13 protein-coding genes are annotated in these 20,083 nt (G+C 69.1%); 9 read left to right on the top strand and 4 right to left on the bottom strand.

Annotated elements, in window-relative coordinates; all coding sequences use genetic code 11:
• The first annotated feature begins 36 nt into the window (after nucleotides 1–36).
• A complete protein-coding gene (locus ABD093_RS00435) occupies nucleotides 37–1,149 on the top strand; it encodes an AMP-binding protein (RefSeq protein WP_343921923.1) in 1,113 nt (370 codons plus the stop codon).
• Here ABD093_RS00435 and ABD093_RS00430 read toward each other — a convergent pair.
• Together ABD093_RS00430 and ABD093_RS00425 are read right to left on the bottom strand one after the other, a co-directional pair.
• Entirely contained in the window at nucleotides 1,130–2,524 is a 1,395-nt protein-coding gene (locus tag ABD093_RS00430; protein ID WP_343921893.1) for an L-serine ammonia-lyase, read from the bottom strand. The genes ABD093_RS00435 and ABD093_RS00430 overlap by 20 nt on opposite strands.
• Complete coding sequence (locus ABD093_RS00425) at nucleotides 2,521–4,317, bottom strand: DEAD/DEAH box helicase (RefSeq protein WP_193118199.1); 1,797 nt, start codon at nucleotides 4,315–4,317, stop codon at nucleotides 2,521–2,523. Before ABD093_RS00425 ends, ABD093_RS00430 begins: the two co-directional genes overlap by 4 nt.
• Before the next feature lie 70 nt (nucleotides 4,318–4,387).
• Here ABD093_RS00425 and panD point away from each other — a divergent pair, with 70 nt between their 5' ends.
• Nucleotides 4,388–4,813: an aspartate 1-decarboxylase gene (panD, locus tag ABD093_RS00420; protein WP_193118200.1), complete on the top strand. Its 426-nt coding sequence runs from the start codon at nucleotides 4,388–4,390 to the stop codon at nucleotides 4,811–4,813.
• A 167-nt stretch (nucleotides 4,814–4,980) separates the two neighbouring features.
• The gene (locus ABD093_RS00415) at nucleotides 4,981–5,907 is read left to right on the top strand and encodes an AEC family transporter (RefSeq protein ID WP_193118201.1); all 927 of its coding nucleotides are present in this window, start codon (nucleotides 4,981–4,983) and stop codon (nucleotides 5,905–5,907) included.
• Nucleotides 5,908–5,921: 14 nt separating this feature from the next.
• On the opposite strand, the gene ABD093_RS00410 is transcribed toward ABD093_RS00415, so the two are convergent.
• Nucleotides 5,922–7,187, bottom strand: a complete 1,266-nt coding sequence (locus ABD093_RS00410) for an ROK family transcriptional regulator (protein ID WP_193118202.1) — start codon at nucleotides 7,185–7,187, stop codon at nucleotides 5,922–5,924.
• Between the two features lie 206 nt (nucleotides 7,188–7,393).
• Here ABD093_RS00410 and ABD093_RS00405 point away from each other — a divergent pair, with 206 nt between their 5' ends.
• The 6 genes from ABD093_RS00405 to ABD093_RS00380 all read left to right on the top strand — a co-directional run bounded on the left by ABD093_RS00405 (nucleotide 7,394) and on the right by ABD093_RS00380 (nucleotide 17,079).
• Complete coding sequence (locus ABD093_RS00405) at nucleotides 7,394–8,416, top strand: carbohydrate ABC transporter permease (protein ID WP_343921892.1); 1,023 nt, start codon at nucleotides 7,394–7,396, stop codon at nucleotides 8,414–8,416.
• 16 nt (nucleotides 8,417–8,432) lie between these two features.
• Entirely contained in the window at nucleotides 8,433–9,356 is a 924-nt protein-coding gene (locus ABD093_RS00400; RefSeq protein ID WP_114305344.1) for a carbohydrate ABC transporter permease, read from the top strand.
• Entirely contained in the window at nucleotides 9,353–10,783 is a 1,431-nt protein-coding gene (locus ABD093_RS00395; protein WP_114305346.1) for an extracellular solute-binding protein, read from the top strand. The genes ABD093_RS00400 and ABD093_RS00395 overlap by 4 nt, the downstream gene beginning before the upstream one ends.
• A 163-nt stretch (nucleotides 10,784–10,946) precedes the next feature.
• Nucleotides 10,947–12,350: an extracellular solute-binding protein gene (locus ABD093_RS00390; RefSeq protein ID WP_343921891.1), complete on the top strand. Its 1,404-nt coding sequence runs from the start codon at nucleotides 10,947–10,949 to the stop codon at nucleotides 12,348–12,350.
• A 266-nt stretch (nucleotides 12,351–12,616) separates the two neighbouring features.
• Entirely contained in the window at nucleotides 12,617–15,574 is a 2,958-nt protein-coding gene (leuS, locus tag ABD093_RS00385) for a leucine--tRNA ligase (RefSeq protein ID WP_343921890.1), read from the top strand.
• A 215-nt stretch (nucleotides 15,575–15,789) separates the two neighbouring features.
• Entirely contained in the window at nucleotides 15,790–17,079 is a 1,290-nt protein-coding gene (locus tag ABD093_RS00380) for a hypothetical protein (RefSeq protein ID WP_193118644.1), read from the top strand.
• A gap of 4 nt (nucleotides 17,080–17,083) precedes the next feature.
• On the opposite strand, the gene ABD093_RS00375 is transcribed toward ABD093_RS00380, so the two are convergent.
• On the bottom strand, nucleotides 17,084–19,837 hold the full coding sequence (locus tag ABD093_RS00375) for an ATP-dependent Clp protease ATP-binding subunit (protein WP_193118643.1): 2,754 nt from the start codon (nucleotides 19,835–19,837) through the stop codon (nucleotides 17,084–17,086).
• Nucleotides 19,838–20,083: the final 246 nt, after the last annotated feature.

Raw genomic sequence — 20,083 nt, 5'->3', positions numbered from 1 at the left:
AGTGGGAATCATGAAGGAGGAGGTGGCTCGGTGAAGATGCTCCCGGTCTCGGCGACCCTGCGTGCACGGGTCGCCCTGGCGCCGCGCTCGGTGGTGCTCATCGACAAGTTCGGCGAGCTCACGGCGCAGGAGCTGCTCGCGCAGGCGCAGCTGCATCGGCATCGTCCTGGCTCGGCGCTGCCGGGACGCGGCCATTCGCCGTGGAACCTGCTGCCGGCCCACGCTCCTCTGCGACAGATCATGGTCACCGTGCTCGCCAGCGATGCCCCGCTCGAGCTGCGGTCGAGCGGGACCCCCGAGCGCCTCTCTCCACGGCGCCGAGGCCCGCTCTCTCCGTCGCAGTTCCTCACCCTGCTGGATCTCGGCCGACGGATCGGCCTGCGGCCGGGTCGCCGGGTGGCCAGCGCCGCTCCCGGGGTGCACGGCCATGGACTGCTGGTGGCCCTCGGGGCTCTCGCCCTCGGCTGCCCTCTGCTGGACCTGTCCCATCGTCCCGCCGCCGAGCGGGTGGATCTGCTGCACCAGCACCCCGTGGATCTGCTCGCCGGCGCCCCCGTGCATCTTGTCGACCTCATGCTCGCCGACCGCGAGCTCGGCGGGAACCGGCCGGTCCGCATCGAGCGCGTGATCTCCGGATCCGATGTCCTCTCCCCGCAGCTGCGGGCCGATCTCGCCCGTCACTTCGGCGCCCGGGTGCACGACATCTACGGCACGGCGGAGACGGGCCCGCTCGCCGTCGACGGCCGCCCGCTGCGCGGCATCCGTCTGCGCGAGCGCGACGGGGAGCTGCTGGCCCGCACACCGTTCACCGCGGGACGCACATACCTCACCGATCGGGGCGGCATCGACGCCGACGGCACCGTCCGGGTCACGGGCCGCGCCGAAGGCGTTCTGACCCAGGGCGGCATGGTGCACGACCCGATCGCGGTGGTGCGCCTGCTGCGCACCCACCCCGGAGTCACCGCGGTCCAGCTGCGAGTCGTGCACGATGCGGAGCTCGGACCGCGCACCGTCGCCGAGGTGACGCTCGCAGCGGGGATGGCTGCGGATGCTGCGCCGCTCCCGGAGGAGCTGCGTGCTCTCGTCCGTGACCATCTCGGCGCGGCGTCGGTGCCGCGCGAGGTGCGGTTCAGCAGTCCGGGACGCTGACAGGCACCGCGGTGACCGCGAGGCCGCCCATCGCGGTCTCCTTGTAGCGCTCGTTCATATCCTTGCCGGTCTGGCGCATGGTCTCGATGACCGTGTCCAGGGAGACGAAGTGCTCCCCGGTGCCGCGCAGTGCGAACCGCGCCGCGGTGATCGCCTTGACCGCGGCCATGGCATTGCGCTCGATGCAGGGGACCTGCACCAGCCCGCCCACGGGATCGCAGGTCAGGCCGAGGTTGTGCTCCATCGCGATCTCGGCGGCGTTCTCGACCTGGGCGGGCTTTCCACCCATCGCCTCGCACAGGGCCGCGGCGGCCATCGAGCAGGCCGAGCCGACCTCGCCCTGACAGCCGACCTCCGCGCCGGAGATCGAGGCGTGCTCCTTGTACAGCGAGCCGATCGCTCCGGCGCTGAGCAGGAAGCGCACGGCGATCTCGTCGGGGTCCACCCCCTCGATGTAGGTGGTCGCGAAGAACAGCACCGCCGGGATGATGCCCGCGGCGCCGTTGGTGGGCGCGGTGACGACGCGGCCGCCGGCGGCGTTCTCCTCGTTCACCGCGAGGGCGGCGAGGGACACCCACTCGAAGGCGTTCATCGGCAGGCGCACGGGGTCCTCGGCGCTGAGCGAGTCGAACCAGGAGGCGGCGCGGCGCTTGACCTCGAGGCCGCCGGGGAGGGTTCCGCTGGTGGCGGTGCCCCGCCGGATGCAGTCGTCCATGGACTGCCAGATGGTGAGCAGACCCGCTCGGATCTCCTCATCGCTGCGCCACTGGCGCTCACGCTGGAGCATCGCCTCGGAGACCGAGATGCCCTGCTCCTCGCACGCCCGGAGCAGCTCGTCACCGGTGGTGAAGATGGCGCTGCCCTCGCCCTCGGCGGCGACCTCGGCGATCGAGCGGTCCATATCGGCCTCGTCGACCACGAAGCCGCCTCCGACGGAGAACATCGGCCGACGCACGAGCTCCTCGCCCTCGCCGTCGAGGGCCGAGAACGTCATCCCGTTGGAGTGCTGGGGAAGGAAGGTCAGCGGGTGGAGCACGATGGCGGAGGGTCGCAGATCCACCGCGAGCCGTCCGCCCAGGAGCAGACCGCCCTCGGCCTCGATCTGGGCGACCCGCTCCCGCCCGACGATCGGATCGACGCTCTCGGGATCAGAGCCCTCCAGGCCCATGACCACGGCGTCCAGGGTGCCGTGCCCCGTGGCGGTGGCGGCGAGCGACCCGTACAGGTGCACCTCCACCTGGGCGACCCGCGGTCCGATCTGTTCGTCCTCGAGCACCTCGCGGGCGAACTGGGCCGCCGCGCGCATCGGACCGACCGTGTGCGAGCTCGAGGGTCCGATACCGATCTTGAACAGGTCGAACGTGCTGATGCTCACCGTCCGCCTCCTCGACGCGGGCTGCGGGACGGGGCACCGGAGCTGCCTCGCGCGCCACCCTTCCCGGGGCCGCCCTTGCCGCCCTTGCCACCCTTGCCACCCGCAGCGCCACCGGCGCCGCCCTTGCCCCCGCGGCCACCTGCCTGGCCACCGCGTTCACCGGCGCCGTCCCGTCCCGCGCCACCACGGCCCCGGCCACGGTCCTGCGCGTCCCGCCCGGCGGCCTCGGCAGTGCGCTGGCCGCGACGGCCGCCGACCGTGCGTCCCCCTCCGGAGCGCGGCCCGCCCTGGCGGGGCTCCTCCGCTCCGGCGTCCCCACGGACACCCCGGGTCCTGGAGCCGGCGCCACCGGCGCTGCCACCACGTCCGACAGCCGTGCGCCCTCCGGCGGCGCGGCCACCGGCGGCGCGGCCTCCGCGACCACCACGACCGCCGCCACGCGGGCTCTCGGTCTCGGGCTCCTCCTCCCAGGAGGCGCGACGCTCCTCGTTCGCCCGTCGCTCCTCGGCACGACGGGCATCTGCTCCGCCGGTGCGCTGGATGTCGAGCTTGCGTGGCGCACCCTTGTACTTCACCTGCGCCGGATCCTCCGCCGGGGTCCCGGCCGGTGCCTGCCCGCCGAGCTGCTCGAGCGCGGGCTCCTCAGCACTGGCGACGTCCGCCCACGTGGCCTCCACACTGGCTCCCGCGACGATGCTGCGGGTCTTGGCGACCTGGTGCGGCAGGGCGAGGGTGACGACGACACCGGTGGCCCCGGCGCGGGCGGTGCGGCCCGAGCGGTGCACGTACTCCTTGAGGTCGTCGGACGGGTCGACGTGCACGACCATCGTCACATCGTCGATGTGGAGGCCTCGTGCGGCGACGTCGGTCGCCACGAGCACGGGGTAGGCGCCCTCGCGGAAGCCTGCCAGCACGTTGATGCGCAGGCCCTGCTGCTTGTTGCCGTGCAGAGCGGCAGCCCGCACACCGACCTCGAGCAGCTCCTGGGCGACGCGCTCGGCGCCGAGCTGGGTGCGGGTGAACATCAGGGTGCGGCCCTCGCGGGCGCCGAGCTGCGCGGTCACGGACCGCTTGGCCGACGGCTCGATCGCGAGCACGTGGTGATCCATCGTGGTCACGGCGGCGGTCACCGGGGTCGTCTCGTGGCTCACCGGGTCCACCAGGAAGCTGTCGACGATCTCCTCGACCTGGCCATCGAGCGTGGCGGAGAACAGCATCTTCTGGGTGCCCATCGGGATGGCGGCGAGGATGTCGCGCACATCGGGCAGGAAGCCGAGGTCGGCCATGTGGTCCGCCTCGTCGACGACCGTGCTCTCGACGAGGTCGAGCTGGAGGGCACCGCGCTCGGCGAGATCGATCAGGCGCCCCGGGGTCGCGACGACGATCCCGACGCCGCGGTTGATGGCGTCGGCCTGCTTCTCGATGTTCATCCCGCCGGCGACGAGCTGCGCCTTCATGCCGACTGCGCGGGCGAAGGGGTGGATCGTGTCGACGACCTGGACGGCGAGCTCGCGCGTGGGGACCAGCACGACGCCCAGGGGGCGCTTGCGGTGCATCTTGCGGCCCCGGAAGCGAGAGGCCATCGCCAGGGTGAAGGCGAGGGTCTTGCCCGAGCCGGTCTCTGCGCGTGCCAGGACGTCGCGTCCTGCCAGGGCATCCGGCAGGATCGCTGACTGGATCTCGAAGGCCCGCTCGAGTCCCTGATCGGCGAGGACGCCGATCAGTTCATCGGGCAGAGCCATGTCCTCGAAACGTTCCCCGCTGTGGGCGGAACGACGACGGGCCTTGGGCATGGTGATCCTCCTGACGATACGAACACCGCCATCATCCCGCATGTGCCGACCGTGGGAGACTGGAAGGACGATGTTGCGCACACTCATGACTTCGAAGATCCACCGAGCCACCGTCACGCAGGCAGACCTGCACTACGTGGGCTCGGTGACGATCGACCCCGTTCTCACCGAGGCGGCCGGCCTGGTCGAGAACGAGCAGGTCACGATCGTGGACATCACCAATGGTCACCGCCTCACCACCTACGTGATCGAGGGTGAGCGCGGCAGCGGCGTGATCGGCATCAACGGCGCCGCCGCCCACCTCGTGGCCCCCGGTGACCTCGTGATCCTCATGGCGTACGGCCAGCTCGACGAGACCGAGATCTCCTCCCACCGGCCCCGGGTGGTCCATGTGGACGAGAGCAACCGCATCGTCGCGATCGGCGACGACGGCGCGCAGCCCGTCCCGGGGATGCCGGACCAGCTCTGCGGCCGCGAGTCGCACGGCATGCGCTGAGCCGGCCCCACGGCAGCCCGCCCGGGCGCTTCGCCCCGGCCCCCCGCCCGGGCACCTCGCCATCGCCCGTCCGCCCGGCCCGCGGCAACCGGTGGACACGGGAAGCCCCTTTCCCGCTCGACGTCTAGGATCTCCCCCGTGAACACCGCCCAGCCCCCTCCCCTGCTGTGACCGGGGTCCTGGCCGGGTTCTTCATCGTCTGGTCCCTCATCGCCGTGGGCTGGGTGGCGGGCCGCACGGGCGTCCTCGGGCCCCACGGCCGCTATGTGCTGAACCGGGCGACCTTCTTCATCGCCTCCCCCGCCCTGGTCCTCGTGGGCCTGCTGAGCTCGGACCTTCGCGAGATCTTCTCCGTGCCGATGGCCGTGGCAGGCATCTCCGGGCTGGCCACCGGCGGTCTGCTGATCCTCGGCGTACGGCTGTTCACGAAGCGCCGGGGCACCGAGCTGGTCGTCGCGGCGATCAGCGGCTCCGTGGTCAACGGCGCGAACATGGGCTTCCCCATCGCCGCCTACGTGCTCGGAGACATCTCCCACGCCCTGCCCGTGATCCTCTTCCAGCAGGCGGTCTACAACCCGCTGTACCTGTTCGTGCTCCACCAGATCACGGAGAAGGAATCGCTCGGCCCCAAGGGCGTGGCCCGCAGCATCGGCGCGAACCCCACGATCATCGCCGCCGCGGTGGGCATGGTGCTCGCGGTGCTCGGCGTGAAGATCCCGGGCGTCGTGCTCGAACCGATCCAGTCCCTCGCGGACATGGCCATCCCCGCGATGCTGCTCGCCTACGGGCTGTCCCTGCACGGCTCCCGGCCCCTCGCGAAGGACGACGGCTATCGCGGTCTGATCGCCGTCTCCTCGAGCGCGAAGCTGCTCGTGATGCCCCTCATCGCCCTCGGCATCGGCCTGCTGTTCGGGCTGTCCGGGCACTCTCTCTACGAGGTCGTGGTGATGGCCGCGCTGCCGACGGCGCAGAACGTCTATGTCGCCGCCGCTCGCTACCGGGCCGCGGAGAACCTCGCACGGGACACCGTGCTGATCACGACGATCGGAACGGTCGTGGTGCTGCTCCTGATCTCCGGCCTGCTCGGCGTCTGACCGCCGAAGGGCACTCAGAACGGGGACGGGCCCGGGGTGCCGGGCGCGAGCTCCTGGTCGAGGAACAGGCTCGCCGCACCGATCGCCCCGCCGTCGTCGCCGAGCCGCGAGTTCTCCAGCACGGCGCGATCCTCGATCAACCAGTCCGCCAGGGCTTCCCGCACCCGCGCCGTGCCCACGGAGCTCAGAGCGGGCCAGGTCGGTCCGCCGATGATGATCCGGCGCGGGTCATGGATGCCCGCCAGGAGACGCACCGCGGCCCCCAGGGCGATGCCGTGATCGGCGATGACGCCTCGCGCCGCGTCCGAACCGTCCTCCGCCGCCTGCGAGAGGGCCGTGAGCGCGGCGGTCATGTCGTCGCCGGCAGGCAGAGGGACACCGAGGGAGCGCGCGCGACCCACCAGGACATGGGCGTCGGTATAGAGGCTGAGGCAGCCGGCGCGGCCGCAGGAGCAGATCTCCCCCGCCCGCCCGATCGGCAGGTGCCCGACCTCCCCGGCCTGGGTGCTCCCGCCCCGATGCACCCTCCCATTGGCGCTGATCGCCGAGCCGACGCCGTGGCCGACATAGAGGTACAGGACGGTCTGCGAGGCGTCGAGGTGCCGCGACCAGATCTCACCGGTGAGGGCGGCGTTGGTGTCCTTGTCGAGCATCGCCGGGAGTCCCGTCGCCGCGCTCAGCGCGTCGACCACCGGGACATCGCGCCAGCCGGGCATCCACGGCGGATCGCGCAGGATGCCGGCCTCAGCGTCGAGACCGGCCGGGGCCGCGATGCCGATCCCGAGCAGCCGGCGGCCGGCGGGCAGGGCCTCCTGGGCCTCGGACCGCTCGTGCCGCTCGGCGGGGTCCTCGACGGGCTCCGACGGCCGTGCCCCGAGGGATCGGGTCAGGGCCCCGATCGCGTCGGCGATGCGGGCGATGTCGGCCTGAGGATCCTCCGTCGGCGGCTCGAGGGTCGCCCTGGCCACGGGACGGGCTGCGAGATCGCAGACCACGACGGTGATGTGGGCGGGATCCAGGTGCACACCGATCGCGAGACGTGCATCGGCGACCACCCGCAGCAGCGTGTGCGGCTTGCCGGGACCGGAGATCCGCCGCCCGGCCTGCTCGATCAGCCCGTCCCCCAGCAGACGGCGCGTGATCAGCGAGACCGCCTGCCGGGAGAGATGACTGCGCCGGACCACGTCGGACTGCCCGATGCCCTCCGGGGCGCTGCGGATCGTCTGCAGCACCAGCTTCTCGTTGAACTCGCCGATATCCGTCATCGAAGATCCGCGCATCCCACCCCTCCTCGCCCTGCCCGCCGTGTGCCTGTCGCAGGGTATCGCTTAAGCGGTTATTGCATAAGTCCATCGGTGTGAGTAACCTACCTCACAGGAACAGCGTGGTCAGTGCGCCGAGGTCGGCGCGCCCACGAAGGCACCGATGCCTGGCGTTCCGTTCCACCGCTCCGATGGCGGCGCGGTGAGTACCCGAAGGGAGAGCGATGAGCGCGAGCGAAGCCATTGCCACGGACACACCGCGGGCCGGTTCATCCGGCGCCGGCCCCGTCGCAGACCGCACTGCGCGAAGTGGGCCCAGCGCCCGGAACGGCACCGGCGGCAAAGCCGCCAAGAGGAAGCTCACGGGGCGCGAGAAGCGCAATCTCCGAGTGGGGCTGCTCTTCATCTCCCCGTGGATCATCGGGGTCGCTGTCTTCGTCATCTATCCGCTGATCTACTCCTTCGTGATCAGCCTGACGCAGTACTCGGGGATGCAGACTCCGACATTCATCGGGTTCCAGAACTACATCGCCGCGTTCGCCGATCCGATGGTGCACACCTCGGTGGGCAACACCGTCTACTACATGCTGCTGGCGGTGCCGATCGGTCTGATCGTGGCCCTGCTGCTGGCAATGGCGATGAACCGCAACGTGCGCGAGGTCGCGATCTACCGCACCCTGCTGTACCTGCCCTCGCTGATCCCGATGTTCGCGATGTCGTTCATCTTCATCGTGTTCGTGAACCCCCAGTTCGGCATCGTGAACCAGTTCCTGGGCCTGTTCGGCATGCCGGACACCAACCTGCTGGGCGAGCCGCGCTACGCGAAGATCGTGATGATCGTGATGGCCCAGCTGGGCGCAGGCAACGCCGCGCTCATCTATCTGGCGGGCCTGCGGAACATTCCCGAGACGCTCTACGAAGCAGCACGCATCGACGGCGCGGGCAAGTTCCGCCAGTTCTTCTCGATCACCGTTCCGCTGCTGACTCCCACGATCCTGTTCAACCTGATCACGGGCGTCTCCGGCGCGATGATGGTGTTCACCGAGGCGTTCATCATGACCAACGGCGGCCCGGACAACTCGACGCTGTTCTACATGCTGTACCTGTACCGCAACGCCTTCTCGTACGGGCAGCTCGGCTTCGCCTCCGCATTGGCCGTGCTGCTGTTCCTGTTCGGCATGGTGCTGGCCGGACTCATCTACTGGCTCTCGCGCCGGTTCGTGAACTACGACGTGTCGGCCGGCTGAGGAGCAGAACACAGACATGGCTATCAATACTCTCGAGACCGGGACGCAGAATCTCGGTCAGTCCCCCAAGCTCAAGTCGCGGTCCGACTACGGCCGCAACGCGGACGGCTCCCGGCAGAGCCCGGTGGGCGCCTGGATCTCGCGCCTCGTGATGCTCCTCGTGCTCATCCTGTTCTCGCTCCCGCTGTACTGGATGCTCATCTCCGCGCTGAAGACGCCCGAGGAGCTCGCACAGTTCCCGCCCACCCTGTTCCCCACCGAGTTCCGGTGGCAGAACTTCTCCGACGCCGTCACCGTGATGCCGTTCTGGACGTTCTTCCGGAACACCGCGATCATCACGATCAGCGTGGTGGTCTTCAGCGTGATCTCGAATTTCATCGTGGCGTACGGCTTCGCCTGCATCGAGTGGCCCGGGCGGAACAAGGTGTTCTTCATCGTGCTGGCCACCCTGTTCCTGCCCTTCCCCGTCACCCTGATCCCGATGTTCGACATGTGGGCGGGCCTCGGCTTCGTGAACACCTGGGTGCCGTTGATCGCGCCGGCACTGTTCGCCGGCGGGTTCTTCACCTTCCTCCTGCGACAGTTCATGCTGCAGACGCCGAAGGACATGATGGACGCGGCACGTGTCGACGGCGCCAGCGAATGGTCCATCGCCTGGCGGATCGTGTTCCCCACTGCGCGTCCCGCGGTCACGGTGATCGCGATCTTCGCGGCGGTCGGCACATGGAACGACTTCATGGGCCCCCTGATCTACCTCCAGGACACGAGCAAGCAGACGCTGTCGATCGGTATGCAGGTGTTCCGCTCCGTGAATGCTCAGGACATCCAGTTCAACCTGCTCATGGCCGCCTCGTTCCTGGTGCTGCTGCCGCTGGTCATCCTGTTCTTCATGTTCCAGCGCTACTTCATCAGCGGTATCACCCTCGGAGGATTCAAGTGATCGATCGACGAACACTTCTGCGTGCCCTCGGGGCTGGTGCGAGCGTCACCGTCGCCGGCGGTTCCATCGTCAGCTGCACGAATCGCCCCGTGGGTGAGAACCGCGACCCGGACACCGTCAAGGTGTGGGGCATCTGGGCGTCCGACGCCGAGAAGGAGGCGAAGATCGTCGAGGCCTTCAGCGAGAAGCACCCCGACATCAAGATCCAGATCGCCCAGGTGCCGTCGAACGGTCAGGGCGACGCCTCCAGCGTCATCACCGCGGTGCGCGGTCGCACCGGCCCGGATGTCTATTTCATGGACCGCTTCAACGGGGCGCAGTTCGCCTCGCTCGGCCTGCTCGAGCCGATCGACGATCTCATCGAGGAGTACGAGGGCGTCAGCCCTGAGGAATTCATGTCGGGATGGGTCAAGTTCGCCACCGACGAGCTGTTCTACGACGGCAATTACTACGGGCTGCCGATGGACACGGACACCCGCGGTCTCTACGTCAACCTGGACCAGGCGCACGAAGCCGGGATCGACCCGGCTCTGCTGGACCCGAAGAACGGGCCGATGTCCTACGACCAGATGTGGGAGATCAACGATCAGTTCAGCGTTCAGGACGAACGCGGCACCTATGAGAAGGTCACCTGGATCCCCTGGGACGACCAGGCCTCGCTCCTCATGTGGGCCATGGCCAACGATGTGCCGTTCTTCTCCAACGAGTCGTGCCATACGCTGCTGGACTCCCCCGAGATGCTCGCCGTGGCGACGATGTACGAGGGATGGGTCGAGAAGCTGGACTTCCCCCGGCTGGACGCGTTCAAGGCCACCTACCAGCCGCCGAACGCCCCGCCCACCCAGACCTCGTTCTTCTCGGACCGTCAGCTGTTCCAGATCAGCGGTCCGTGGGGCGTGCAGGGTCAGGCCGACTACAAACCGGACATGAACTACGGCGTCACCCATCTGCCCGTCCCGAACGAGGGCGATGACCCGTTCACCTGGGCCGGCGGCTTCGCACTGGTGATGCCCAAGGGAGCGAGCATGTCCAAGGCCTCGTGGGAATTCTTCAAGTTCTACGCCGGGTACGAGGGCCAGAAGATCCTGATGCCGCAGATCAGCCGTATCCCCACGAACATCGAGACCGTCAAGGACCCCGAGGGCTGGAACCGCGACATCTCCTTCTTCGTGGAGCTGATGGGCGTGGCCAAGTCCCGCCCGCCGCTGCCGGTGGGCACCAAGCTGTGGGACGCGATGCTCACGATGCAGGACAGCCTCAACCAGAGCTCCGACACACCGGAGAACCTGGTCAAGGAGGCCCAGGCGTACGTGGACCCGACGATGCAGCAGTTCTGCCCGGTCTCCCTGCCCGAGGGCTTCGGGGAACCGGACCCGAACTTCGGCGTCGAGGACGTCGAGAAGGCCAAGCAGGCGAAGGACGCCTGATCTCCTTACCGGCACGTCCAGGAGCGGAGCGGAAGTCACTGCACTTCCGCCCCGCTCCTGTGGTGTCCTCACCCATGCCCAGTCGCGGTACGGCGTCGCTGACGCGTCGGCCCGGCCCCATCCACCGACATCTCCCCAACGGCCCCATCCTCGGAGGTATTCAATGATCGATCGTCGAACCCTCATCCGTGCCCTCGGCGCCGGCGCGAGCGTGACCATCGCCGGCGGCTCGATCGTCAGCTGCACGAACCGTCCCGTCGGCGACGAACGCGATCCGAACTCCGTGGTGCTCTGGGGACTCGGTGCAGCGGATGCTGACAAGGAGGCAAAGGTCCTCGAGGCATTCTCCGAGCAGAACCCGGACGTGAAGGTCAAGGTCTCCCAGGTGCCGTCGAACGGTGAGGGCGATGCCTCGAGCGTCATCACCGCGATCCGTGGCAGAACAGGGCCCGACCTGTACTGGATGGACCGCTTCAACGCTCCTCAGTTCGCCTCCCTCGGGCTCCTCGAGCCCATCGACGACCTCATCGAGGAGCACGAGGGCGTCAGCCCCGAGGAGTTCATGTCCGGGTGGATCAATTTCGCCACCGACGAGCTCCGGTACGACGGCCAGTACTACGGGCTGCCGACCTCCACGGACACCCGCGCCATGTACGTGAACATGGATCTGGTCGACGAGGCGGGTCTCGACCCCGCCCTGTTCGACCCGGACAACGGCCCCATGACCTACGACCAGCTGTGGGAGGTCAACGACTCCTTCAACGTGCAGGACGAGCGGGGAACGTACGAACGCGTCACGTGGATCCCCTGGGACGATCAGGCGAAGATGATCATGTGGGCGATGGCCGCCGGCGTCCCCTTCTACGACGACCAGAGCGGCCATGTGCTGCTGGACTCCCCGGAGATGCTGGCCGTCGCGAAGATGTATGCCGGCTGGATCGATCGACTGGACTTCCCGCGCATGGATGCGTTCAAGGCGACCTACCAGCCGCCGAACGCCCCGCCCGCGCAGACCTCCTTCTTCTCGGACCGCCAGCTGCTCCAGATCACGAACCCCGGCGCCGTGCGGAGCCTCGCGGACTACAAGCCGGATATGAACTACGCGGTGACCCACCTCCCCGTGCCCGCCGACGGCGATGATCCGTTCAGCTGGTCCGGTGGCTTCGCCCTGGCGATGCCCAAAGGCTCGAGCATGTCGAAGCCTGCCTGGGAGCTGCTGAAGTTCTACGCAGGGTACGAAGGCCAGAAGATCCTCATGCCGCCGCTCACCGGCATCCCGACGAATCTCGAGACCATCGCGGATCCGGAGGGATGGGACCCGAGGATCGAGTTCTTCGTCGAGCTTCTGGACGTCACGAGGTCCCGGCCTCCCCTGCCGGTCGGGACGAAGCTGTGGGATGCCATGGAGACCATGCAAGGCAGCCTGACCCAGGCTTCGGACACCCCGGAGAACCTGGTGAAGGAGGCGCAGCATTACGTGGATCCCACGATGCAGCAGTTCGTCCCCTTCTCGCTCCCCGAAGGCTTCGGTGACAAGGACCCCAACCTGAAGCTGCCTCAGGGCTGATCGCGCGCCCCACCGGGCCCTTCCTGCACCCTCGTGGTGACCGCACTCAGGTCACCACGAGGGCGCGGTACCATGAACGCGTGGCACGACGGCTTCTGCTTATGCAGCCGCGTCGGACAAGGCCCGCGCCCGCCCCGCGCTCCTGAGCGCGCTGGTGTGCCTGTGCGGGCACCGACGCGGCTCCCCTCGCCTGCGCGAGGGTTTTTTCATGTCACGCACCACCTGACGGCATCTGCCGCACCGATCCTCCGGAGGACGATTCACCCATGAGCGAGGCCCCGTACCGCTACACCGCCGCCGTGGCGGACGAGATCGAACGCCGCTGGCAGCAGCGGTGGGACGAGGACGGCACCTTCTACGCCGACAATCCCGTCGGCGAGCTGCGCGGCGAGGTCGAGTCCCTCGAGCAGGCCGTGTCCGCGTCGGCCGCCGGGTCCGCGGAGTCCGCCGAGAAGATGTACATCATGGACATGTTCCCCTACCCCTCCGGGGCGGGGCTGCACGTGGGCCACCCGCTGGGTTACATCGCGACCGACGTCGTCGCCCGCCACCAGCGGATGATGGGCAAGAACGTGCTGTACACGATGGGCTACGACGCCTTCGGGCTGCCGGCCGAGCAGTACGCCGTCCAGACCGGCACCCACCCGCGCACCACCACCGAGTCGAACGTCGCGAACATGCGCCGTCAGCTGCATCGGCTGGGACTCTCCCACGACTCCCGCCGGTCGCTGGCCACCACCGATCCGGAGTTCGTGAAGTGGACGCAGTGGATCTTCCTTCGCATCTTCGACTCCTGGTACGACCCCGAGGCGCCGAACGCCGACGGTGTCACGGGGAAGGCCCGCCCCATCGCCGAGCTGCGCGATGAGCTGCGCTCAGGGGCTGTGGACCCCTTCGCGCTGGCCGACCGCCAGGGCATCGACCTGCCCGAGGCATGGGCCGGCCGCTCCCCCGCCGACGTCACCGCCGCCTCCGACGCCGAGATCTCGCAGCTGGCCGATGCCTTCCGCCTGACCTACATCTCCGAGACCCCGGTGAACTGGTGCCCCGGCCTGGGCACCGTGCTGGCCAACGAGGAGGTCACCGCCGAGGGCCGCTCCGAGCGCGGCAACTTCCCGGTGTTCACCCGGCGCCTGCGCCAGTGGAACATGCGCATCACCGCCTTCGCGGACCGCCTGATCGATGACCTGGACCGGGTGGACTGGCCCGAGTCGATCCGTTCGATGCAGCGCAACTGGATCGGTCGCAGCCACGGGGCACAGATCACCTTCCCCGCCGTCGGCCTCGCGGTGGATCCGGGCGCCACCTTCGACGTCTTCACCACCCGCGCGGACACCCTGTTCGGGGCCACGTTCTGCGTGCTCTCCCCCGAGCACGGGCTGCTGCAGGACCCGTCGGCCCTGCCCGCCGCCTGGCCCGAGGGCACCAAGGCGTCGTGGACCGGCGGAGCGGCCACCCCGCGCGAGGCCGTCGACGCCTACCGTGCCCGCGCCGCCGCACTGGGCGAGGACGAGCGCACGGCGGACGACCGGGAGAAGACCGGTGTGTTCACCGGTCTCATCGCGACGAACCCGATGGACGGCCGCGAGCTGCCTGTCTTCACCGCGGACTATGTGCTGACCGGCTACGGCACCGGCGCGATCATGGCCGTGCCCGCGGAGGACGTGCGCGACCATGCCTTCGCCACGACGTTCGACCTGCCCGTCATCCGCACCGTGCAGCCGCCCGCCGACTTCGAGGGCGGCGCCTGGACCGGCGAGGGCGAGAAGATCAACTCCACCAACGCCGATCTGGACCTCAACGGCCTGGACAAGGACGAGGCGAAGACCCGCGCGACGCAGTACGCGAGCGACAAGGGCTTCGGCCGGGCCCGCACCACCTACCGCCTGCGGGACTGGCTGTTCTCCCGCCAGCGCTACTGGGGCGAGCCCTTCCCGGTGGTCTACGACCCCGAGAACCCCGAGGTGCCGATCCCGCTGCCGGAATCGATGCTGCCGCTGGATCTCCCCGAGGTCGCCGACTTCTCCCCCAAGACCTTCGACCCCCAGGACGCGGACACCGAGCCGCAGACCCCACTGTCGCGCGCGACGGAGTGGGCCACGGTCGAGCTGGACCTGGGCGAGGGGCTGAAGACCTATCACCGCGAGACCAACACGATGCCGCAGTGGGCCGGGTCCTCCTGGTACCACCTGCGCTACATCGACCCCACCGAGCACGACGTCCTGGTGCGCCGCGAGAACGAGGCGTACTGGCTGGGCGCCCGTGAGGACGGCGGCGTGGGCGGCGTCGACCTGTACGTCGGCGGCGTCGAGCACGCTGTGCTGCACCTGCTGTACGCGCGCTTCTGGCACAAGGTGCTCTTCGACCGCGGTGACGTCTCCAGCCAGGAGCCGTTCCACCGCCTGTTCAACCAGGGCTACATCCAGGCCTACGCCTACACCGACTCCCGCGGCGTGTACGTCCCGGCCGAGGAGGTCGTCGCCGAGGCCGACGGCACCTTCACGTACCAGGGCGAGAGCGTCGCCCAGGAGTACGGGAAGATGGGCAAGTCGCTGAAGAACGCGGTCGCGCCCGACGACATGTACGAGGAGTACGGCGCGGACACACTGCGTGTCTACGAGATGTCGATGGGTCCGCTGGACCTCTCGCGTCCCTGGGAGACCCGGGCCGTGGTCGGCTCGCAGCGGTTCCTGCAGCGGCTGTGGCGCTTGGTGGTCGACGAGGAGTCCGGCGACCTCACGGTCTCGAACGAGCCCGCGGCCCTCGCCACCAAGCAGGCCACGCACCGTGCCATCGACGGGGTCAGCCGCGACATGGCCCAGATGCACTTCAACACGGCCATCGCCAAGCTCATCGAGCTGGTGAACCACCTGACCAAGGTCGGGACCGCGCCGCGCGAGGCCGTCGAGCCGCTGGTGCTGATGGTCTCGCCGCTCGCCCCGCACCTGGCGGAGGAGCTGTGGTCCCGCCTGGGCCATGAGGAGTCCATCTCGCGCGTCGCCTACCCGGTGGCGGATCCGGAGCTGGTCAAGGCCGACATGGTCACCTGCGTCATCCAGGTCAAGGGCAAGGTGCGCCACAAGATCGAGGTCGACCCGGAGATCTCCGAGGCCGATCTGGAGGCTCGCGTGATGGCGGAGCAGCGAGTGCAGGAGGTCCTCGAGGGTCAGACCGTCCGCAAGGTCATCGTGCGCGCCCCGAAGATCGTGAACATCGTGGTCTGATCGCGCCGTCTCCGCACGCTGCAGCGGCCTCGGGACCACGGTGTCCCGGGGCCGCTGCGTCGTTCCTGCCGGGGGCCCGCTCCGCCCGGGTGGACCCAGTTCGGCCGAGGTCGGCCGAGGTCGACCCAGGTCGACCTCTCCTCCACAGTGCCAGGTCATCCACAATGCCGGTCCGCACCTCGCGGGCGGCCGACCTCGCTGGCTACGGTCGCCGCATGGAAACCATCTGGGGATGCGACACCGTGCACATGGACGAGATCGCGGAGCAGGTCGCCGAGAAGGCGGAACAGCTGATCGAGCTGTTCCGCCTCCTGCGAGGCGCCTCCGACACGGTCGAGTGGATCGGTCCGGATGCGGAGGCCCACCGGGCACGGACCCACACCGTGACCACTGCGGGCACCGACCTGTGCGGAATCCTGCGGGATCTGTCGCGACGGCTGGAGGAGGAGTCCACCCAGCAGACGACGGCCTCCCAGGTCGACTCCGACACCAACCCGCTCGTGGCGGTGCGAGCGGACATCACCGACCTGCTGCCCGCCCCGCTCCGGGACAAGGTCGCGGGCGCGAACCCCTTCGCCGGGGGTGGCTCCGGCGACAAGCCCGCCCCCACCTCCAGGTGGGGCCTGCCCCTCAGCCCGGAGTTCAGCCCGTTCCCCGAGCTGGATCCGGGTTTCCGCGATCCCGACGCGACCTGGGGCGTGCCCACCGTCCCCGGCGTCACCCCGTTCCCTGAGATCGACCCCGGCTTCCGTGCGCCCCTCGGCGACCCGATCGGGTTCCCCGGGATCACGGGACCCCTCGGCATGCCCGCGCTCGGCGAGCCGTTCGCACGTCAGGAGCCCTACAGCCGGCCGGAGCTTCCCGACGGAGAGGAGTACGACCTCTCGCCGAGAGCCCTCGAGAACGGTGAGACCGTGCGCCAGGAAGCGCTCAGCTACGTGCCGGGAGCCTCCCAGGCCCAGCATCTGATGGGGCTCCACGAGCAGAAGGGGAACTTCCTGGACGGGGCTGAGCAGGTGCTCGAGGACCACGGCTACGACGCCCTCCTCCCCGCCGTGGACCTCGCCCGGGTCGGCCAGTCAGGGACCTCCCTGCTGATCGGCGAGAACTCGACGATCGGCCAGGCGGCGGAGGGGCTCGACATGATGGTGGCCAACGCCGGCCAGACCACCGTCGAGGTGAGCGACGCCGTGGGCAACGGTGATCTCGAGGGCGCGATACGAGCCGGCGAGCGCGGCGTCTACCGCAACTACGAGGGGCTCGCGACCGTCGCGACCGCCTCACCGATGTGGAAGATCCCCGAGGTCGGCGGCGACATGGCAGGTTCTGCCGCCGACGCGATCGAGCCGTTCAGCCCGGCCGCTGCGGAACCGCTCCGCTCTCTGGAATCGACCTCCCACGACATCGGCGACCACGTCAACGGGTTCAAGGACGCGATGCTGGACTCCGAGAACTGGTATGACGCCCGCCGCCGTGCCCTTCCCCTGCCCTGGGACCCGAAGTGATCCGTCAGGTGTCCTGCCGGTCCGAGCCGGCCTCCGCCGTCCCGGGCTCCTGGGAGACAGCACCGTCCGGACCTGCGGCGCCCGCACCTGCACCGTCAGGAGCAGAACCCTCCTGAGCAGCACTGCCAGACACTGCGGTGTCCGTGTCGTCGAGGACCCTCAGCGCGAGGCCGGAGCCGTCCTGGCTGGCCCCCACGGAGACCGTCTGCCCGTCGTGCACCTCGCCCTTGAGGATGAGTCGCGCGAGGCCGTCGCCGATCTCCTTCTGGACGAGTCGCTTCAGCGGCCGGGCCCCGTACATCGGATCGAAGCCTTCGGCGGCCAGCCACCGCGTCGCGGCCTCGTCCACCTCGAGCTCGATCCGACGGTCCTCCAGGCGGGCGGCGACGTCCGCGATCTGCAGGGTCACGATCCGCGAGAGCTGCTCACGGTCGAGGGCGTCGAACATGACCACGTCGTCCAGGCGATTGAGGAACTCGGGCTTGAAGGAGGCGCGCACCACCTGCATCACCCGCTCGTGCTTGTCCCTCTCCTCGAGGGTCTGGTCCTGCAGCACATGCGCACCGAGGTTCGAGGTGAGGATGAGGATCGTGGAGCGGAAATCGACGGTGCGGCCCTGCCCATCGGTGAGTCGCCCATCGTCGAGCACCTGCAGGAGCACGTCGAACACATCGGGGTGCGCCTTCTCGATCTCGTCGAGCAGCACCACCGAGTACGGCCTGCGCCGCACGGCCTCGGTGAGCTGGCCGCCCTCGTCGTAGCCCACATAACCCGGAGGAGCACCCACCAGTCGCGAGACGGTGTGCTTCTCCCCGTACTCCGACATGTCGATGCGCACCATCGCCCGCTCGTCGTCGAAGAGGAAGTCGGCGAGAGCCTTGGCGAGCTCGGTCTTGCCCACGCCCGTCGGGCCCAGGAACAGGAACGACCCCGTCGGGCGGTTCGGATCCGCGATCCCGGCCCGCGACCGGCGCACCGCATCGGAGACCTCCGCGACCGCGCTCTGCTGCCCGATCAGGCGCTCGCCGATCAGCTCCTCCATCTCCAGCAGCTTCTGGCTCTCGGCCTGCAGCAGACGGCCGGCCGGGATCCCCGTCCAGCTGCCCACCACATCGGCGATGTCATCGGGCCCGACGTGGTCCGAGACCAGCGGACGGTCGCCCTCGAGCCCACCGGCCGCCTCGTTCTCCTCGGCGTCCACCAGCTGCATCTTCAGCTCGGGGATGTCGCCGTACAGGATCTTGGACGCCGCCGTGAGATCGCCCTCGCGCTGGGCCCGGTCGGCCTGCATACGCAGCTTCTCCAGCCGAGCCTTCAGATCACCGACCAGGTTCAGCCCCGCCTTCTCCCGCTCCCAACGTGCCGAGAGCGCCGTCATCTGCTCGGAGCGGTCCGCGAGCTGGGAGCGCACCGACTCCAGCTGGGCGATGCTGCCCGGGTCCTCGCTGCCGGCCAGTGCCAGCTCCTCCATCTTCAGGCGATCCACCTGGCGATGCAGGATGTCCAGCTGCTCCGGGGAGGAGTCCAGCTCCATGCGCTGGCGCGACGCGGCCTCGTCGACCAGGTCGATCGCCTTGTCGGGCAGCTGACGGCCGGAGATGTACCGGGAGGACAGCGTCGCGGCGGCCACCAGCGCGGCATCCGTGATGGACACCTTGTGGTGCGCCTCGTACTTGTCCTTGAGCCCGCGCAGGATCGTGATGGTGTCCTCGACGCTGGGCTCACCGACGTACACCTGCTGGAACCTGCGCTCGAGCGCGGGATCCTTCTCGATGTTCTCGCGGTACTCGTCCAGCGTGGTCGCGCCGACCATCCGCAGCTCACCCCGGGCGAGCATCGGCTTGAGCATGTTGCCCGCGTCCATCGAGCCGTCGCCGCTGCCGCCGGCGCCGACGACGGTGTGCAGCTCATCGATGAAGGTGATGACCTGACCGTTGCTGGTGCGGATCTCGTCGAGCACCGCCTTCATGCGCTCCTCGAACTCGCCGCGGTACTTCGAGCCCGCGACCATCGAGGACAGGTCCAGCGAGATCAGGCGCTTGCCGCGGAGCGAATCGGGGACGTCCCCGGCGACGATGCGCTGGGCGAGGCCCTCGACGACGGACGTCTTGCCGACCCCGGGCTCGCCGATCAGCACGGGGTTGTTCTTGGTGCGCCGGGAGAGCACCTGCACCACTCGCCGGATCTCGGCGTCGCGGCCGATCACCGGGTCCAGCCGGCCCTCCTCGGCCTGCTCGGTGAGGTCCACGCCGAACTTCTCGAGGCTCTTGAAGGTGCCCTCGGGGTTCTGGGAGTCCATCTGGTTCATGTGCTCATCTCCTGGGGTCAGTCGGGATACGGCATCGCGAAGGGCCACCGGCGTCGCGCCGACGGCGGAGAGCAGCCGGGAGGCCGCGTCCTTGCCGAGCGCGATGCCGATCATCAGGTGCTCGGTGGACAGATAGGTCCGGTGCTGGGCATCGGCCTCGCGCCGCGCCGCATCCAGGGCGTCGTAGCCGGTGCCGACGAAGGTGGGCGATCCCGAGGCGCCGCTGCCGCTGACCTGCGGGAGGCCCAGCACGGCCTGCTCGGCGCGCCGGGCGACGTCCTGCGGATCCGCGCCGACCTCGGTGAGCACGGCACGCCCGATGCCGTCCTGCTGGGTCGCCAGCACCCACAGCAGGTGCATGGAGCTGATCTGGGGATTGCCGAGCTCGACGGCCTTCTCCGCGGCCGCGGTGACGGCCTCCTGCGATCGGGTGGTGAACTGGAACTCCACGGTGCTCCTTCCCTGGGTCTGAACGGTGCCTCGAGGGGTGCAACGACCCCAGGGTTGAGTCTATTCCGCTCAACTCTGAAATCTCTCGTCGAACCGCCGCGTCCGTGCACCTCGAGATGCACCCCGTGATGCACTCCTTGATGCACTCCGTGATGCACCTCGTCGTCGGAGGCGAGGACGCGATCCCTTGTTGTCCACAACCGCCCCACGGACGGGTCGCGGTCCGGGATCATGGTCTCCGACACC

The organism is Brachybacterium tyrofermentans (assembly GCF_039526165.1).
Lineage (GTDB): Bacteria > Actinomycetota > Actinomycetes > Actinomycetales > Dermabacteraceae > Brachybacterium > Brachybacterium tyrofermentans.
This window is presented reverse-complemented; position numbering and strand designations above follow the sequence as displayed.

What these genes read in the sequence shown, in the direction of transcription:
- ABD093_RS00435 (WP_343921923.1), top strand. Translation starts at nt 37, where the DNA reads ATGCTCCCGGTCTCGGCGACCCTGCGTGCACGGGTCGCCCTGGCGCCG.
- ABD093_RS00425 (WP_193118199.1), bottom strand. Translation starts at nt 4,317, where the DNA reads ATGCCCAAGGCCCGTCGTCGTTCCGCCCACAGCGGGGAACGTTTCGAG.
- panD (WP_193118200.1), top strand. Translation starts at nt 4,388, where the DNA reads ATGTTGCGCACACTCATGACTTCGAAGATCCACCGAGCCACCGTCACG.
- ABD093_RS00410 (WP_193118202.1), bottom strand. Translation starts at nt 7,187, where the DNA reads ATGCGCGGATCTTCGATGACGGATATCGGCGAGTTCAACGAGAAGCTG.
- ABD093_RS00405 (WP_343921892.1), top strand. Translation starts at nt 7,394, where the DNA reads ATGAGCGCGAGCGAAGCCATTGCCACGGACACACCGCGGGCCGGTTCA.
- ABD093_RS00400 (WP_114305344.1), top strand. Translation starts at nt 8,433, where the DNA reads ATGGCTATCAATACTCTCGAGACCGGGACGCAGAATCTCGGTCAGTCC.
- ABD093_RS00390 (WP_343921891.1), top strand. Translation starts at nt 10,947, where the DNA reads ATGATCGATCGTCGAACCCTCATCCGTGCCCTCGGCGCCGGCGCGAGC.
- leuS (WP_343921890.1), top strand. Translation starts at nt 12,617, where the DNA reads ATGAGCGAGGCCCCGTACCGCTACACCGCCGCCGTGGCGGACGAGATC.
- ABD093_RS00380 (WP_193118644.1), top strand. Translation starts at nt 15,790, where the DNA reads ATGGAAACCATCTGGGGATGCGACACCGTGCACATGGACGAGATCGCG.